Raw genomic sequence first — 16,711 nt, forward strand, 5'->3', positions numbered from 1 at the left:
CAACTCGTCCCGGTTCTGCCGGCACAAACCCCAAGGAGCACTTCTTCCCTATGGTCAGCATGTTGTCAGTCCTCCCTTCCGCCGCCACCGACCCGGACGGCATCAGCATTACGGGGATCGTGATCAGCCTGGGCGTCGGCGTCGCCGTCTGGCTGGCGGCGACGTTCGTCATCTCCCGCATCACCTCGCGGGTGGCGTCCGGGAGCAACTTCTTCAAGAAACCCACGTTCAAGTGGGCGGCTCCCGCTTTCCGGGCCTTGGATCACGAACGCCGGGTGCAGCGGGCGGAAACCATCGGTTCACTGCTGAACAGCATCGTGGGGGTGCTGGTGGTGGTCATCACCGGCATGTACGTTCTGCAGAACCTCGACATCAACATCGCGCCGCTCCTGACCAGCGTCGGTATCCTCGGTGTAGCCATCGGCTTCGGCGCCCAGCAGCTGATCCGCGACTTCCTGGCCGGGATTTTCATTACCATTGAAGACCAGTTCGGCATCGGCGACGTGATCGAAACCAGCGAGGTGGTGGGCGTGGTTGAATCCATGGGCCTGCGCATCACGCGGGTCCGGTCCGACGACGGCGCCATCTGGTACCTGCGCAACGGTGAGATCCTGAGGGTAGGCAACCGTTCGCAGGGCAACTATGTGCCGTTGCATGAATCGGAAGACGGCACCACGGACCAGAGCTCGGATCACGGCGCCGAGAACACGAAGACCGAGCAGAAAGCCGGAGAATAGCGATGACCATTCCCGTAGGACCGCAGCAGCCACGCCAGCTGATGCAGAACGATCCCTTCAGCCAGCCCGGCTACACCGACAACTTCTACGACGCCGTGGGCGGCCACGAAACGTTCGTCAAGCTGATCGACGTTTTCTACGACGGCGTGGCCACCGATCCGCTGCTGCGCCCGATGTACCCCGAAGAGGACCTGGGACCAGCCAAACGGCGCTTCCTGATGTTCCTGGAGCAGTACTGGGGCGGACCCACCACCTACGGTGAAGAGCGCGGTCATCCGCGTCTCAGGATGCGGCACATGCCGTTCAAGGTGTCGCCGGAGGCCAAGGACCGCTGGCTGTTCCACATGCGCAAGGCCGTGGAGGCCCTTGAACTGCCGCCCCTGCACGAGGGGACGCTGTGGGACTACATGGAGCGCGCGGCGTTGTCCATGGTGAACAGCCCGTCCGGCTCCTGACCCTGCAGCTCCGCCCTTAGAGCAGACCGCTTCCGGTGCGCGCCAGCACGTGCCCGCGGCTGCCCGAGAGCCGGAACCAGCGGCCTGCACGGTAGAGCTTCTGGTCGCCGTCGGCGAGGAAGCCTAAGGCAAGGGCCGCGAAGGCCGCTCCCGTCGGCAGCCCCGAGGAGTCCATGTCCCTGCCCCAGACCGCGGCGCGGGCGTTATTCACGATCAGTGCTCCGGGCTTGTCCGGAACAATTCCCGCCACTTCGGCGATGCCGGCCTCTGCCGCCTGCCGCAGGGCGGAGTCGCTGAGCGAGCCCACAAGTTCCCAGCCGCCCCTCGGGGCGCTGACGCCCGTCCAGGACTCGGTGACCGTAGCCGGCGGAACCGGCAGTTCGACGTCGCCTTCCCCTGCCCGGGCGAGGCGGTCCAGGACGGCCGACAGCGGGACGGTCACGTCCGTTTCCGAAGGTGCCGCCAGCGCCATGGTGCGCAGGCCCAGGATGGTGGGCGTGGATTCGCCCAGCAGCCGGGGCCGCAGCACGCACACGTACGCGGCGAGGACGGAACCTGCCGCCTGCAGCCGGATAGCGCCGTCGTCGATCGCTTTTGCCCGTGTGACGTACGTCTTCAGGTCGGCGAGATCCCTGGGGTCGGCGAAACGGAAGGACGAGGTAAGAAGATCAGACACACCAAGAACACTACCGGGTGCACGCTGATTGGACACTGCCCCGGCTGGTTGAGCGGCACCGGGGCTCCGTCTAGAGTCAAACCATGACTGAAGCCGAAGCCGGACTCCTGGCACCTCCCAGCGGTGACCCCACCGCATCGCTGATCAAACTTCTCGACCTTGGCCAGCTGGAAGGAGCCCGGACGGACGAGGACATTTTCCTTGGACCGTCCCAGCAGCAGCCGCACCACCGGGTATTCGGCGGCCAGGTCCTGGCACAGTCACTCATCGCCTCCATCCGGACCGTGGACGACGGGCGTTTTGTCCACTCCATGCACGGCTATTTCCTGCGCCCCGGCGACGCCAACAAGCCCATCACGTTCGGTGTCCAGCGCCTCCGTGACGGCCGGTCGTTCTCCGCACGGAGGGTCCACGCCTATCAGGACGGCGTGCCGATCCTGTCCATGATCGCGTCCTTCCAGGGGGAGGACGAAGGCATCGAGCACGAATCCACGATGCCCGCCGGTATCCCGGACCCGGAGTCCCTGCCCAGCACCGCTGACCTGCTGGGGAAGTTCGACCACCCGGTGGCCAGGCACTGGGCGTATGAGCGGCCCTTCGATATCCGGCACATCGATCCGCCGCTGTACGTTTCGGCCAAGGGCACGAAGGAAGCCCGGAACGCCGTGTGGATGAAGACGTTCGGGCCGATGCCGGACAATGCCAACCTGCACCGGGCCGCCCTGGCGTATGCGAGCGATTACACCCTGCTTGAGTCCATTTTGCGGCGGCACGGGCTGAGCTGGATCACACCGGGCATGAATGTGGCGAGCCTGGACCACGCCATGTGGTGGCACCGCCCCGCCCGGGTGGACGAATGGCTCCTCTACGTCCAGGAGTCCCCGAGCGCGCAGGGTGCACGGGGACTTGCCACCGGCAAGATCTTCAACCGGGCCGGGCAGCACGTTGCCTCCGTTGCCCAGGAGGGCATGGTCCGCGTGCCCACCGACCTGAAGAACAAGGTGGTGGGCGCCTTCCAGTCCAAGGTGTTGGAGCACCAGATCCGCAAGGCTGTGCGGGACTAGCAGGATTGCATTACGTACGGAGGAGGCCGGCACCCAAACGGGTGCCGGCCTCCTTTTGCCCTTGCTGGTGACCGGTCGGGCGGCCGGTGCCTGGATCCCTAGTCGCGGGTCAGGCGGCGGTGGGTGACGCGGTGCGGCTTGGCCGCATCGGGGCCCAGACGCTCCACCTTGTTCTCCTCATAGGATTCGAAGTTGCCCTCGAACCAGTACCACTTGGATGGGTTCTCCTCGTCACCTTCATAGGCCAGGATGTGCGTGGCAACCCGGTCCAGGAACCAACGGTCGTGCGAGACCACCACGGCGCAGCCGGGGAACTCAAGCAGCGCGTTCTCCAGGCTGCTGAGGGTTTCGACGTCGAGGTCATTGGTGGGCTCGTCAAGGAGCAGGAGGTTGCCGCCCTGCTTGAGCGTCAGGGCGAGGTTCAGGCGGTTGCGCTCACCGCCGGAGAGCACACCGGCCTTCTTCTGCTGGTCCGGGCCCTTAAAGCCGAAGGCCGCAACGTAGGCGCGGGACGGCATTTCGACGTTGCCCACCTGGATGAAGTCGAGCCCGTCGGAGACGACCTCCCACAGCGTCTTGTTGGGGTCGATGCCGCCGCGGCTCTGGTCCGCGTAGGAGATCTTGACCGAGTCACCGATCTTCAGGTCTCCACCATCCAGCGGTTCCAGGCCGACGATGGTCTTGAACAGCGTGGTCTTGCCGACACCGTTGGGGCCGATAACGCCGACGATGCCGTTCCTGGGCAGGGTGAAGGAGAGCCCGTCGATCAGGGTCCGGTCTTCAAAGCCCTTCTGGAGGTTCTTCGCTTCCAGCACCAGGCCGCCCAGGCGGGGTCCCGGCGGGATCTGGATTTCTTCGAAGTCCAGCTTGCGGGTGCGGTCCGCTTCGGCAGCCATCTCCTCGTAGCGTGCCAGGCGGGCCTTCGACTTGGTCTGGCGGCCCTTGGCGTTGGAACGCACCCACTCGAGTTCCTCGGCAAGCCGCTTGGCCTGCTTGGCGTCCTTCTTGCCCTGGATTTCCAGGCGGGCACGCTTCTTCTCCAAGTACGTGGAGTAGTTGCCTTCGTAGGGGTACAGGTGGCCGCGGTCCACCTCGGCAATCCACTCGGCAACGTGGTCGAGGAAGTACCGGTCGTGGGTTACGGCCAGGACGGCGCCCGGGTAACTGGAGAGGTGCTGTTCGAGCCAGAGCACGCTTTCAGCGTCCAGGTGGTTGGTGGGCTCGTCAAGGAGGAGCAGGTCGGGCTTCTGCAGGAGAAGCTTGCAGAGGGCCACGCGGCGGCGTTCACCACCGGAAAGGTTGGTAACGTCGGCGTCGGCGGGCGGGCAGCGGAGCGCGTCCATGGCCTGTTCCAGTTGGGAGTCGAGGTCCCAGGCGTCGGCGGCGTCGATGGCTTCCTGAAGCTTGCCCATTTCCTCGAGGAGGGTGTCGTAGTCAGCATCGGGGCTGGCCATTTCCTCGGAAATTTCGTTGAACCGCTGGATCTTGCCGTAGATCTCGCCTACGCCTTCCTGGACGTTGCCCAGGACGGTCTTTTCTTCGTTCAGCGGCGGTTCCTGCAGCAGGATCCCTACGCTGTAGCCGGGGCTGAGCCGGGCCTCGCCGTTTGAGGGGGTGTCCAGTCCGGCCATGATCTTGAGGATGGTGGACTTACCGGCACCGTTCGGGCCCACAACACCGATCTTGGCACCGGGGAAGAATGACATGCTTACGTCATCAAGAATGAGTTTTTCGCCAACGGCCTTACGGGCCTTGGTCATTGTGTAGATAAATTCCGCCATGGTTCCAAATCTAGTGGGTAGGCGGGCATAACTCACATTTACGGCGGACTCAGGACCCTACGAAGCACTTGCCGCTGGCCAGCACCGGAAGGACCGTGACGGTGACTGTTCCTTCCCGGACCTGGCCGATGACGCAGTCGTTCCCCTGCAGCACCGCCGCCTCGATGGCGTCGGCTTCAAGGCCGGTGGGGGTACGGCTTTGCGAAACCTGAAGGACAGCGGGGGCAATGCCCGCGCCGGTGAGTGCATCGCTGACCTGGGCGGTGGCGGGTTTCGGCGCCGCCGCTGCCAGCTGGGTCAGGGTGTTTGTCACGGTCTGCCTGACCGTTTCGGTGGCCGCCGCTTCCGCGCTGGCTGACGGTGCGGCTGAGGTGTCCGCGAGCGCGTCCCCACCTTCCTCGCCGTTGCCCTCGGTACCGCTGTCCTGGGTACCGCTGTCCTGTGCCGCCGCGGCCGCAGTTTCCGTTGCCTGGGTTCCACTGTCTGCGGGTCCGGGCGAAGCGGTGGAACCCGGGATGCAGCCGGCCATGACGGCGACGAGGGCTACACCCGCGGCGAAGCGAAGCATCATGGTGCGGGCCCTGATCGTTTCTGGAGGAGCAGCCGGTGAGGCACCGGCTCCATGATTGTGCCGGTGGTCCAGGTTGTGCCGCATGCTGTCATTCTGCCACGGGTCCCGGAGCCGGTGATGCAGCCTGGGCGGACAGGGCACGGCCGGGGGGTGCCGAAGCCCTGCCCGCCCAGGAACTTGAGAGGGCGTTGATGACAGTTCCTACACTCCTGATTCCGCGAGCTCCCCCGTTTCCAGATCCAGTGGCACAAGGTCGCCGTTGCTGTCCTCGATGTAGGCAGCGGCAGGATCGCCGCCCAGGTCCTCGTCGCCGTCCCCGGGTTCGTCGAACGGTCCGTCGGTACCGGCACTGTGGTCGCCGGCGAGGGGGGCGTCCTGGTCAACGAGAGAGAGAAGCGGCTTGGTGGAGGATCGGATGAAGTTGGCAGTACCCCAGGTGAGGTCGTGACCCACGGCGTCAGCATCGATGGTGTGTGAGTAGTAGACCCTGCCGTCCCGTTCCCAGCTGCGGATTTTCAGCGTGCCAACCACGATGACCGGCTGTCCCTTTCTGATGCTGCAGCCCATGCTTCCCGCGAGGTGGCGGTAGCCCTGGACCAGGAACCAGTTGGTGTGGCCGTCCATCCAGGCGCCCGTTTCCTTGTCACGCCGCCGCGAGGTGGAACCAATCCGGAAAGAGGCGGTCGCCACTCCCCCTGGCGTTGTGCCGCTTTTGATCTCGGTGGCAACGAATCCCCGGATCGTGATGGTGGTGTCGCTCATCTTTACGTCCTGTCTTCAATGGTGGTGCCTTAGCAGGCAAAACCAGCATCATCCCGGCGAACAACAGGAGGTAGGCCGGGGCGCTTCTATGTGGACAAAGCACGGCCCTCAGCTCCTTGTTGAGGAGAAGTCAGGTGTTGCCGGGAAGCGACACCACTGGCAGTCCGGGCAATGTAAACTTTTTGAGGCGCCAGGCTTCAGGCCCGGATGCACCCGCCTCAGTAGCTCAGGGGATAGAGCAGCGGCCTTCTAATCCGCCGGTCGGGGGTTCGATTCCCTCCTGGGGCACCGATGTGATGAGTCGGGTCATCGGTAGCACCCCGGTCTTCGGACCGGGGTGTTTTCTTTCTTAAATTCCCCCAGTGCTAGGGCTGAACCAGGTATGGCGCCTCGACGAGCGAGCGGACCACGCTGCCCGCCGCGCCAAGCAGCGCTCCGGCTTGCCCCACAGCAGTGAGGGACACCTGCTCCGCGGCGATCCTGCCCGGCGCGTACTTTTCAAGGCTCGCCACGAGCGGCGCCCGCAGCCAGGGGTCGAGGACCGCAAAGTGGCCGCCCAGCACCACCGAACCGATGTCCGTCACCCTGGCGGTTGAGGCAAGAGCCATGCCCAGGTATTTGCCGGCACGATCGACGGCGAGCAGGGCACCGGGCTCCCCCGCCGTCAGGGAATCCACCAGGGCGGACATGTTTTCAGAGCGTGTCCGGCTGCCTGAGATGCCGGCTGCCGTGAAGATGGCGTCCTGGCCGGCCACTGTTTCCAGGCATCCGGTTCCGCCGCAGGAACACAGGCTTCCGTCAGGGTCCACCACCACATGCCCCACTTCGCCGGCATGCCCTTCAGGCCCGGTGAACAGTTCTGCCCCGATGACCAGCCCGCCGCCAACACCCACCTCCCCTGATACGAAGAGGAAGCCGGAGCCACCATTGGCCTGCCGGTGCTGGAGTTCGGCCAAGGCGGCAGCGTTGGCTTCGTTGAACAGGGCAACACCCAAAGCAGTACCCGGCAGCAGCCGGGCGAGATCGAGGTCGACGCCGGTCCAGCCGAGGTTCGGGGCGAGGAGGACCCTTGACGTCGCAGCATCCACGAGCCCGGGTACAGCCAGCCCGCCCCCAAGGATCTGGACGCCGCGCTTGCCCGCCGCGCTGGTCACCGTCGCCGCCAGCAGGGCAAGGGCGTCCATGACAGGGCCGCTGTCGCTGTCCCGGTTGTCGCGCTCCTGGATTTCCTGCACCAGCAGGGTACCCGCGAGGTCGATGACTCCGGCCGCGATGTAGTCGACATTGATTTCCATGCCCATCACCGCGCGGTCCGGGTTAAGCTGCAGACCCACACCCGGCCGCCCGCGCTCCCCCTGCGGGTTCAGCCCTATTTCGCGGACAAGCCCGGCTTCCAGGAGCTCCAGGACCAGGCTCGAAACCGACGCCTTGGTGAGGCCCGTGGCCGAGGCAACCTGGGCGCGGGTGAGATGGGTATCAGCGGAGGCCTGGGCGATCCTTCCCAGAACGAGGGCAAGGTTGCTCCGGCGAACATCACCCATGCTGCCGGGCACGGCGGACTCGGTAAGGACTGCGGCCGGCACCGGCATCACCATCAGGACGCTCCTTGAAAAGAATTTTGCCGGCGGGAGGCCGGGGCTGTTGACCCCAGCCTACGTCCACGCATATAGTTCAGGCAATAAACTAATAGCCGCACCAAGGCGGCACCTGACTGCAAGGACGCATCATGACTCTCTCCCCCACTCCCGCGGACAACTTCACCTTCGGCCTGTGGACCATAGGCTGGACCGGCGCCGACCCCTTCGGTGTTGCCACCCGCGCCGCCCTCGACCCGGTCGAAGCGGTCCACCGTCTGGCTGAACTGGGTGCATACGGCATCACCTTCCACGACAACGACCTGGTTCCCTTCGACGCCACCGTCTCAGAGCGTGAGCTGATCCTGAAGAACTTCCGGACCGCGCTGGCCGAGACCGGGCTGAAGGTTCCGATGGTGACCACCAACCTGTTCAGCCACCCGGTGTTCAAGGACGGCGGGTTCACCTCCAACGACCGCTCCATCCGCCGCTTTGCCCTCTCGAAGGTCCTGCGCAACATCGACCTCGCCGCCGAGTTCGGAGCCGAAACCTTTGTTATGTGGGGCGGACGCGAGGGCAGCGAGTACGACGGTTCGAAGGACCTCTCGGCCGCCCTGGACCGGATGCGCGAGGGCGTGGATACCGCCGCGGCCTACATCAAGGACAAGGGCTACAACCTGCGGATCGCGCTTGAGCCCAAGCCCAACGAGCCCCGCGGTGACATCTTCCTGCCCACCGTCGGGCACGGCCTGGCGTTCATTGCACAGCTCGAACACGGCGACATCGTGGGCCTGAACCCCGAAACCGGGCACGAGCAGATGGCAGGCCTGAACTTCACGCACGGCATCGCCCAGGCGCTGTGGGCCGGCAAGCTCTTCCACATCGACCTCAACGGCCAGCGCGGCATCAAATACGACCAGGACCTCGTCTTCGGCCACGGCGACCTCACCAGCGCCTTCTTCACCGTGGACCTGCTCGAAAACGGCTTCCCCAACGGCGGACCCCGCTATGAAGGCCCCCGCCACTTCGACTACAAGCCCTCCCGCACGGACGGCTACGACGGCGTCTGGGAATCAGCAAAAGCCAACATGGCCATGTACCTGCTGCTGAAGGAACGCGCCACCGCATTCCGCGCCGACCCCCAGGTCCAGGAAGCCCTCGCTGCCTCCGGCGTGTTCGAGCTCGGCCAGCCCACCCTGGCAGCCGGTGAGACCGCCGCAGACCTGCTCGCCGACGCCGCCTCCTTCGAGGACTTTGACGCCGACAAAGCCGCGGAGCGTTCCTTCGCGTTCGTCCGGCTCAACCAGCTCGCCATCGAACACCTCCTCAACGCCCGCTAAGCCATGGCTCTTGTAGCAGGCATTGACAGCTCCACCCAGTCCTGCAAGGTGGTGGTCCGCGACGCGGACACCGGAGCGCTCGTCCGGCAGGGCCGCGCCGCCCACCCCGAGGGCAGCGAGGTCCACCCCGACCACTGGTGGTCCGCACTGCAGGAAGCCATCAGGCAGGCCGGCGGGCTGGAGGATGTGGCCGCGGTTTCCGTCGGGGGACAGCAGCACGGCATGGTGTGCCTGGATGATACCGGCAACGTCGTCCGGCCCGCCCTGCTCTGGAACGACACCCGGAGTGCAGGCGCCGCGGCGGACCTGATCAAGACGGCCGGTGACGGTGACGCCGCTGCCGGTGCACGCTACTGGGCCGGTGCAACCGGCACCGTCCCGGTAGCGTCGCTGACCATCACCAAGCTGCACTGGCTTGCACAGAATGAGCCGGAGAACGCGGCGAAGGTGGCTGCCGTCTGCCTTCCTCATGACTGGCTGACCTGGCGGCTGATGGGCTTCGGTCCGGGAAGCGGCGGGGCCGGCCTGAAGGCGCTGGTCACGGACCGCTCGGACGCTTCGGGCACGGGCTACTACTCAAGCGCGGATGGACAGTATCTCCCCGATGTCCTGTCCGCCTCACTGGGTCACGTCCCGTTGCTGCCGAAGGTGCTTGGTCCGCTGGAACCAGCGGGCAGGACCCCTCAGGGCTGCCTGATTGCGGCAGGCGCCGGCGACAACGCGGCCGCAGCATTGGGTGCAGGCGCCGCGCTGGGCGACGTTGTGGTGTCGCTGGGTACGTCCGGCACGGTTTTTGCCGTGTCGGACATCCCGGCAGCCGATCCGTCAGGACTGGTAGCGGGCTTCGCCGATGCCGCTGGCCACTACCTGCCACTCGTATGCACCCTCAATGCAACCCGGGTTTTTGATGCCACCGCGGCGCTGCTGGGCGTGGACCTGCGGGAGTTCAATGATCTTGCGCTCTCCTCGGGATCCGGCGCGGGGGGCCTGACCCTGGTGCCCTACTTTGACGGCGAGCGGACCCCCAATCTGCCCGACGCCACCGGTTCCCTGCACGGCATCACCCGCGCCAACTACACGACCGCCAACCTGGCCCGGGCCGCCGTCGAGGGCGTTGTCTGCTCACTGGCGGACGGCCTGGCGGCACTCCAGGACCAGGGGGTGGTGGCCCGGCGGGTCATCCTGGTGGGCGGCGGCGCACAGTCTCCCGCGGTTCAGGATGCGGCCGCGCGGCTCCTCGGCGTCGCCGTCACCGTCCCGAAGCCGGGCGAATACGTTGCCGACGGCGCTGCCCGCCAGGCCGCCGCAGCGCTCACCGGGCAGTTCCCCTCCTGGGCGCTGGACGCCGTCGACCTTCCTGCAGCGAAGGACGACGGCGGAGTCCTGGCCCGGTACCGGCGCTGGGCTGCCCTGCACGGGCAGTGAGGCCGTAAAGAAGAATGGACCCGGACCGCTGAGCGGTCCGGGTCCATTCATATGTGGGGCGCAGGCTCCTGCCGTGACGTAGCAGGAGCCCGCGGTCTGGACAGGACATCCAGAGCGTGTCAGGCGTACGGGAGGACAAGCTCCGCGTAGCGCTTCTTCACTGTGGCCAGGACGGTATTGCCGTCCGTGTCCCAGATGTCCTGATTGAAGATTTCCACTTCGATGTCACCGGTGTAACCGGCATCCCGGACCCAGGTACCGATCGTGGCGAAGTCCACCACGCCGTCGCCCATGTAACCCCGCGAGAGCAGCGGGTCGGCAGCAATGGGCATGTTGAAGTCGCAGACCTGGTAGGAGCCGATCCTGTTTTCCCGTCCGGCCCGTTCAATCTGTGCCTTCAGTTCCGGGTCCCACCAGACGTGGAAGGTATCGACGGCGACGCCCACCGTCGATGCATCGAACGGTGCTGCGAGGTCCAGCGCCTGGCCCAGGGTGGAGATCAGGGCGCGGTCCGCGGCATACATCGGGTGCAGCGGCTCCAGGACCAGCCGGACACCGTTCTCCTGCGCGAACGGAACGAGGTCCGCGAGGCGGTCAGCAACGCGCCGGCGCGCCGCCACCACGTCCTTCTCCCCCGGCGCGAGGCCGCCCACCACCAGGAAAAGTTCCCGGGTGTCCAGTGCTACGGCCTCAAGGATCGCCGCGCGGTTGTCAGCGAGCGCCGCGGCCTGCCCCTCGGCGTCGGCTGCTGTGAGAAAGCCGCCCCGGCAGAGGGAGGAGACGCGCAGGCCGGCGTCCTTAATCAGGCGCGCAGCCTTGTCCAGTCCGGCTTCCTCCACGCGGTCCCGCCAGGGGCCGATGGCGGGGATGCCCGCCCTGACGCAGCCCTCTACAACCTGGGCGAGTGTCCACTTCTTGGTGGTGGCGCTGTTGATGGACAGCCGGGAGAAGTCGCTCATACTCCCACTCCGTTGATCCGCAGGTAGTCGGACATCCTGAAGGCAGCCAGGGCGGGGTCCTTGAGCAGGCCGGCCTGGTCCGCCAGTTCGAAGGTCTTGGCGAGGTGGCAGACCGAGCGGCCGGAGTGCAGGCCGCCCACCATCTGGAAGCCGGGCTGCTTGCCGTTCAGCCAGGACATGAAGGCGATGCCGGTCTTGTAGTAGAACGTGGGGGCGCTGAAGATGTGCTTGCCCAGTTCGCGGGTGGAATCGAGGATTTCACGGGCCTTGGCGGCGTTGCCTGCATCGTAGTTCTGCAGTGCCACCGAGGCGGCCGGGTAGATCGCCGCGAAGATGCCGAGCAGGGCGTCGGAGTGGTGGCTGCCATCGCCGTCGATAAGCTCCGGGTAGTTGAAGTCGTCGCCGGTGTAGAGGCGCACGCCTTCGGGCAGCGCCGCGCGGAGGGCCACCTCGTGGCTGGCATCGAGCAGCGAGACCTTGACGCCGTCAACCTTGTCCGCATTGTCCCGGATGAGGCCAAGGAACGTTTCGGTGGCGGCGGCGACATCGTCTGAGCCCCAGTAGCCCGCCAGGGCGGGGTCGAACATGGTGCCCAGCCAGTGCAGGATGACCGGTTGGTCCACTTCCTGCAGCAGGGTGGAGTACACCTGCAGGTAATCCTCGGGGCCGTTGGCGACCTTTGCCAGGGCACGCGATGCCATCAGGATGACCTTGGGCCCCGCTTCGCTGATCACGGCGATCTGCTCCCGGTAGGCCTCAAGGACGGCCTTCAGGCCCGCTTCGCCGGTGGGAAGGGAGAGGATGTCCAGCTGGTCGGTGCCGGCACCGCAGGAGACAAGGTCACGGACGGTCTTGCCCGCCGTGGCGGCGTTCCCGGCGGAAACCACCGAGGCAGCCTCCACGCCGGTCCGCTTGATGAGCTGCTGGGTCGCTGCCCAGTCCAGGCCCATGCCGCGCTGGGCCGTGTCCATGGCGTCGGCAACGCCGAGGCCGTAGGACCACAGCTCGTGCCGGTAGGCCATGGTGGCCTCCCAGTCGAGCCGGGCCGGGGCGCCAGGGGTGTTGTCGGCCAGGACTTCAGGGATGACGTGCGCGGCGGCGTAAGCGCGCCGGGCAGTCAGCGGGGCGGTGGGGCGCGCCCAGGTGGTGCCGCCCTGCAGGCGGTACTCCCTGGTGCCGCCGTCGTGGGAAGGAAGGATGAGCGAGGTCATTAGAGGGTGATCTCCGGGATGTCGATGGTGCGGCGTTCGTCGTTGGACTGCAGGCCCAGTTCGGCAAGCTGGACGCCGCGGGCGGCGGACAGCAGTCCGAAGCGGTGTTCCCGGCCGGCGACGACGTCGCGGAGGAATTCTTCCCACTGCAGCTTGAAGCCGTTGTCCAGTTCCGCGTTGGCGGGCACTTCCTGCCACTGGTCGCGGAAGGATTCGGTGACCGGAAGGTCCGGGTTCCAGACCGGCTTGGGGGTGTGGGCGCGCTGCTGGGCGACGCACTTGTTCAGGCCGGCGACGGCGGAGCCGTGCGTGCCGTCCACCTGGAATTCAACGAGTTCGTCGCGGTAGACCCGGACCGCCCAGGAGGAGTTGATCTGGCCGATGACGTCGTCGCCGGCGGGGGTCTCAAGTTCGAAAATGCCGTAGGAGGCGTCGTCGGCCGTAGCCTTGTACTCCTTGCCGGCCTCGTCCCAGCGGGCGGGGATGTGGGTGGCGGTCTTGGCGTTGACGCTCTTGACCTTGCCGATAATGCCTTCGAGGACGTAGTTCCAGTGGCAGAACATGTCCGTGGTCATTCCGCCGCCGTCTTCCTTGCGGTAGTTCCAGGACGGGCGCTGGGCGGCCTGGATGTCGCCTTCAAAGACCCAGTAGCCGAATTCACCGCGGATGGAGAGGATGCGGCCGAAGAAGCCTTCGTCCACCAGGCGGCGGAGCTTGACCAGGCCGGGGAGGTAGAGCTTGTCGTGGACGACGCCCGCGGTAACGCCGGCTTCCTTGCCGATGCGTGCCAGCTCGATGGCTTCCTCGAGGGTTTCAGCCGTGGGCTTCTCGGTGAAGATGTGCTTGCCGGCCAGCATGGCCTTCTTCAGTGTCGCAGCGCGGAGGCTGGTCATGGAGGCGTCGAAGATGACATCCACGGTGGGGTCGTTGATCACGGACTCGAGATCCGTGGTCCATTCGGCAACCTTGTGTTTTTCGGCGAGTTCGCGGATCTTGGCCTCGTTGCGGCCCACAAGGATCGGTTCGACCTGGACCTTGGTGCCGTCTTCCAGGGTGAAGCCGCCGGCGTCGCGGATGGGAAGGATGGAGCGCAGCAGGTGCTGGCGGTAACCCATCCGGCCGGTGATGCCGTTCATGGCGATGCGGATCGTCTTTGTTTCGAAGCCCATGTGTCCTCCACGGTGAGTGAGCAGTTTTACTCAAGCTGTACTGGGAAAGCGCATTCCCACTGCATCCATCATGCACCGCCATGACTTAGTTGGCAAGCGCTTTCCGAAAGGATCTTCCAACTGCCATAATGTGGTAACCGCTTTATTGGCTTATCGACGCCCAGGAGTTGCTGTGGCTGCAAGTACCCTCACCGAGGTGGCCCGGCTGGCCGGGGTATCCCCCGCCACGGCGTCCCGTGTCCTGAACGGCTCTGCGCGCAAGCCTGGAAAGGACATCGCGGACCGTGTCCGGCAGGCCGCCGATTCGCTGGGTTACATTCCCAACGCGCAGGCCCAGGGGCTGGCCAAATCGAGTTCCGGCCTCATTGGGCTCATCGTCCATGACATCGCGGACCCCTACTTCGCCGCCATCGCCCGCGGAGTGCAGGACGCGGCCAGGGAGCAGCGCAAGATGGTCCTGCTCGCCACTACCGGCGGCGCGCCGGCAGAAGAGAAGGAAGCCGTGGCAGCCTTTGCCGCACGCCGCGCCGACTCCATCGTGATCGCCGGGTCCCGCTCGTCCCGGACCGAGGACCGGGACGACAACGCCGAACTGGCTGCCGAGCTCGACAGGTACTGCCGCAACGGAGGGCGGGTGGCCGTCGTCGGTCATCCCGTGGTGGGCGCAACGGCTCCCGAGGGCTACCACGTCATCGCCGTTCCCAACGAGGAACTGGCACGCGCCCTGGCAACCGAACTGGCCGCCGGCTGGGACGGCGACTTTGTGGTCATCGGCGGTCCGGAAGGCCTCTTTACTTCCGACGACCGGATCCGGGGCTTCCAGGAGGGGCTCGCCAAGGCGGGACGGGCACCGGCGGAAATCCTGCGCAGTTCCTTCAACCGTGCCGGCGGCTACGAGGCGGGCCTCACGCTGGCGGCCCGGATCAAGGGCGGCCAGGCTGACACCGGCGAAGCCACCGGCCCCAGGCTGTGCATCTTCGCTGTCAACGACGTGATGGCCATCGGTGCCGCCGCCGCGCTGAGGGCGGAGGGGCTGCGGATTCCCCGGGATGCCACCATTGCCGGTTTCGACGACATCGAGACGCTCCGCGATTTCCGCCCCGCACTCTCCACCGTCCGCCTGCCGCTGGAGGAGATAGGACGGCTCGCCACCCGGGCCACCGCGCCGGGGGCGGACGGCGGGGATGACCACGACGCCGGCCCGCCGCAGCAGATCACCGGCGAAGTCACACTCCGCCGCAGCACAGAAGTGGCAGCGTGACCATGGCTGCCACCCTGACGGCGGTCCCGGCACATCCCGGTGCAGCCGGCGACGGCGCCCGGCCCGCGGTCCTGGTGCTTCCCGGCGGCGGCTACGCCAGGCAGGCCGGCCACGAGGCTGAGCCGGTAGCCGAGTGGCTTGCGGGGCTGGGCATCCACGCCTTCGTGCTCAGGTACCGTGTGGCGCCGGACCGGCACCCGGCACCCCTGGAGGATGCCAAGGAAGCCGTGCTCCACATCCGCAGCGGCGCACACGGCCTCGCTATAGACCCGCAACGCGTGGGCGTGCTGGGATTTTCAGCCGGCGGGCACCTCGCGGCTACCCTTTCCACAGCCGCCGTTACCGGCAGCCCGCGCCTGGACGTCCCTGAAGCCGTCCCGGACCTTTCGGTGCTGTGCTACCCCGTGGTGTCCTGCACGGAGGACGTCCACCAGGGATCGGTGGACAACCTCCTGGGCCACGCGCCGTCGTCGGACATCCTTGCTGCCCTGTCAGCAGACCTGCAGGTCACCGCGGAGACGCCGCCGGCGTTTCTCTGGCACACCGCAGACGACGCCGCCGTACCCGTCAGCCACAGCCTGCGCTATGCCGGTGCCCTGCTGGGCGCCGGGGTGCCGGCCGAACTGCACGTTTTCCCCCAGGGCCGCCACGGCCTGGGCCTGGCGGCCGGAGAGCCAGGGGCGGAGCAGTGGCCTGCCCTTTGCGCCGACTGGCTTGCGCGTGCGGGCTGGACATTCCCGGCCCGCGAAGCAGTGGGCGCGAATTAGCAGCTACGGGAAGGGTGCCGGCAAGGACGCTGCGGCAGTCTCACAGCGCCCGGATGGTCCACGCGGCCGCGTGTGACCCGCCCGGCTGGAGGTGAACCAGGTCCCGGCCCGAATTGTAGGCATCCGGCGGGCAGGTCATTGGCTCGACGGCTAGTCCCAGCCGGTCCGGACCGAAGGGCTTGTCCGCTGTATGGATCTGGACCCAGGGCCACTCGGCGCCCCACTCCAGTTCAACTCCGGTTCCGGACGGGTCCGTCACCCGCACCCGCGCGAGCCCGTCAGTATCCCGGGTGATGGAGGTAAAGGCATGGTCGATTTTCAACGCGCCCAGGCGGCGCGGGCTGCGGAAATCGAATGGATGGCCCATGACGGTACGCATGCCCACGGGCAGCAACCGGTCCGGCGTCACCTCAAGGAACTCCCCCGCCGGAACCTCCTCGGACCACTCGTCCAGCAGTGATGGACCAGCCACCAGGTAGGGATGGGGGCACACGCCGTAGGGGGCTGCCCGGGTTCCGGCATTCATTGCGGTGACGGCACTGCGCAGGCCGTCCGCAGACAGGGTGTAGGTGACTGACAGCTCCAGCTCGCCGGGGAAGGCCGTGCCGGCGTCGATGCGGCAACCAAGGACCACTTCTGTCCCGCTTGTGTGCCGGACATCCCAGATTTTCTCCGTGGCAAGGCCGTGAAGGGCGGAGCCGCGTTCCGGTTCGTTGATGGGGGCCGCATAGGATCCGCCCGCATAGGCGTAGGTGCCGTCGGCTAGGCGGTTGGGCCAGGGAGCGCAGATGACACCCCGGTAGTCGGGGATCCGGCCGTCCGCCCCAAAACTGACCACCAGGTCGCGGCCGTTGTGCTGCAGTTCCCGGAGGGCGCCGCCGCGGGCCGTCACCACGGCGGAGTAGGGTCCGTGGGCGACGGGGAATTCGGTGGCAGTCATGAGCATGCTCCGGGTGGCT

The 16,711-nt window shown here is 66.6% G+C and carries 16 protein-coding genes and 1 tRNA gene; 8 read left to right on the forward strand and 9 right to left on the reverse strand.

Going from position 1 to position 16,711, the window contains the following annotated elements; genetic code table 11:
• Positions 1-50: 50 nt before the first annotated feature.
• Positions 51-737: a mechanosensitive ion channel family protein gene (locus tag ACZ9BC_RS06465; RefSeq protein ID WP_079596346.1), complete on the forward strand. Its 687-nt coding sequence runs from the start codon at positions 51-53 to the stop codon at positions 735-737.
• A 2-nt stretch (positions 738-739) separates the two neighbouring features.
• Positions 740-1,192, forward strand: a complete 453-nt coding sequence (locus tag ACZ9BC_RS06470; protein ID WP_476245217.1) for a globin — start codon at positions 740-742, stop codon at positions 1,190-1,192.
• Between the two features lie 16 nt (positions 1,193-1,208).
• Here ACZ9BC_RS06470 and ACZ9BC_RS06475 read toward each other — a convergent pair whose 3' ends face one another.
• Positions 1,209-1,868 carry a DUF8185 domain-containing protein gene (locus tag ACZ9BC_RS06475; RefSeq protein ID WP_476245218.1) on the reverse strand — a complete coding sequence of 220 codons (660 nt, stop codon included), beginning with the start codon at positions 1,866-1,868 and terminating at the stop codon, positions 1,209-1,211.
• Between the two features lie 83 nt (positions 1,869-1,951).
• Between ACZ9BC_RS06475 and ACZ9BC_RS06480 the strand changes: the two genes are divergently transcribed.
• Positions 1,952-2,932, forward strand: a complete 981-nt coding sequence (locus tag ACZ9BC_RS06480) for an acyl-CoA thioesterase (protein WP_476245219.1) — start codon at positions 1,952-1,954, stop codon at positions 2,930-2,932.
• A 98-nt stretch (positions 2,933-3,030) separates the two neighbouring features.
• On the opposite strand, the gene ettA is transcribed toward ACZ9BC_RS06480, so the two are convergent.
• The 3 genes from ettA to ACZ9BC_RS06495 all read right to left on the reverse strand — a co-directional run bounded on the left by ettA (position 3,031) and on the right by ACZ9BC_RS06495 (position 6,046).
• Positions 3,031-4,713 (reverse strand): energy-dependent translational throttle protein EttA, encoded by a 1,683-nt coding sequence (gene ettA / locus ACZ9BC_RS06485; RefSeq protein WP_079596350.1) that lies wholly within the window; start codon positions 4,711-4,713, stop codon positions 3,031-3,033.
• A gap of 49 nt (positions 4,714-4,762) precedes the next feature.
• Positions 4,763-5,368, reverse strand: a complete 606-nt coding sequence (locus ACZ9BC_RS06490) for a DUF6993 domain-containing protein (protein ID WP_476245220.1) — start codon at positions 5,366-5,368, stop codon at positions 4,763-4,765.
• A 117-nt stretch (positions 5,369-5,485) separates the two neighbouring features.
• Entirely contained in the window at positions 5,486-6,046 is a 561-nt protein-coding gene (locus ACZ9BC_RS06495; protein ID WP_476245221.1) for a single-stranded DNA-binding protein, read from the reverse strand.
• A gap of 215 nt (positions 6,047-6,261) precedes the next feature.
• Here ACZ9BC_RS06495 and ACZ9BC_RS06500 point away from each other — a divergent pair.
• Positions 6,262-6,334 (forward strand) — tRNA-Arg (locus ACZ9BC_RS06500).
• Between the two features lie 77 nt (positions 6,335-6,411).
• On the opposite strand, the gene ACZ9BC_RS06505 is transcribed toward ACZ9BC_RS06500, so the two are convergent.
• Positions 6,412-7,641 carry an ROK family protein gene (locus ACZ9BC_RS06505; protein WP_476245222.1) on the reverse strand — a complete coding sequence of 410 codons (1,230 nt, stop codon included), beginning with the start codon at positions 7,639-7,641 and terminating at the stop codon, positions 6,412-6,414.
• Positions 7,642-7,772: 131 nt separating this feature from the next.
• Between ACZ9BC_RS06505 and xylA the strand changes: the two genes are divergently transcribed.
• Both xylA and xylB read left to right on the forward strand, forming a co-directional pair.
• Positions 7,773-8,960: a xylose isomerase gene (xylA, locus tag ACZ9BC_RS06510; protein WP_476245223.1), complete on the forward strand. Its 1,188-nt coding sequence runs from the start codon at positions 7,773-7,775 to the stop codon at positions 8,958-8,960.
• Between the two features lie 3 nt (positions 8,961-8,963).
• Complete coding sequence (gene xylB / locus ACZ9BC_RS06515) at positions 8,964-10,385, forward strand: xylulokinase (RefSeq protein WP_476245224.1); 1,422 nt, start codon at positions 8,964-8,966, stop codon at positions 10,383-10,385.
• A 119-nt stretch (positions 10,386-10,504) separates the two neighbouring features.
• On the opposite strand, the gene ACZ9BC_RS06520 is transcribed toward xylB, so the two are convergent.
• The 3 genes from ACZ9BC_RS06520 to ACZ9BC_RS06530 are packed head-to-tail and all read right to left on the reverse strand — an operon-like array spanning position 10,505 to position 13,724.
• Positions 10,505-11,344, reverse strand: a complete 840-nt coding sequence (locus ACZ9BC_RS06520; RefSeq protein ID WP_476245225.1) for a sugar phosphate isomerase/epimerase family protein — start codon at positions 11,342-11,344, stop codon at positions 10,505-10,507.
• A complete protein-coding gene (locus ACZ9BC_RS06525; RefSeq protein WP_476245226.1) occupies positions 11,341-12,555 on the reverse strand; it encodes a dihydrodipicolinate synthase family protein in 1,215 nt (404 codons plus the stop codon). The genes ACZ9BC_RS06520 and ACZ9BC_RS06525 overlap by 4 nt, the downstream gene beginning before the upstream one ends.
• Positions 12,555-13,724: a Gfo/Idh/MocA family protein gene (locus tag ACZ9BC_RS06530; protein ID WP_079596357.1), complete on the reverse strand. Its 1,170-nt coding sequence runs from the start codon at positions 13,722-13,724 to the stop codon at positions 12,555-12,557. The genes ACZ9BC_RS06525 and ACZ9BC_RS06530 overlap by 1 nt, the downstream gene beginning before the upstream one ends.
• Positions 13,725-13,896: 172 nt before the next feature.
• Here ACZ9BC_RS06530 and ACZ9BC_RS06535 point away from each other — a divergent pair, with 172 nt between their 5' ends.
• Entirely contained in the window at positions 13,897-14,985 is a 1,089-nt protein-coding gene (locus ACZ9BC_RS06535) for a LacI family DNA-binding transcriptional regulator (protein WP_476245227.1), read from the forward strand.
• Between the two features lie 2 nt (positions 14,986-14,987).
• Positions 14,988-15,752, forward strand: coding sequence for an alpha/beta hydrolase (locus tag ACZ9BC_RS06540; RefSeq protein ID WP_476245406.1), 765 nt, complete (start codon positions 14,988-14,990; stop codon positions 15,750-15,752).
• A gap of 40 nt (positions 15,753-15,792) precedes the next feature.
• On the opposite strand, the gene ACZ9BC_RS06545 is transcribed toward ACZ9BC_RS06540, so the two are convergent.
• Positions 15,793-16,692, reverse strand: coding sequence for an aldose 1-epimerase family protein (locus ACZ9BC_RS06545; RefSeq protein WP_476245228.1), 900 nt, complete (start codon positions 16,690-16,692; stop codon positions 15,793-15,795).
• Positions 16,693-16,711: the final 19 nt, after the last annotated feature.

This window comes from Pseudarthrobacter sp. TE3704 (genome assembly GCF_056279405.1).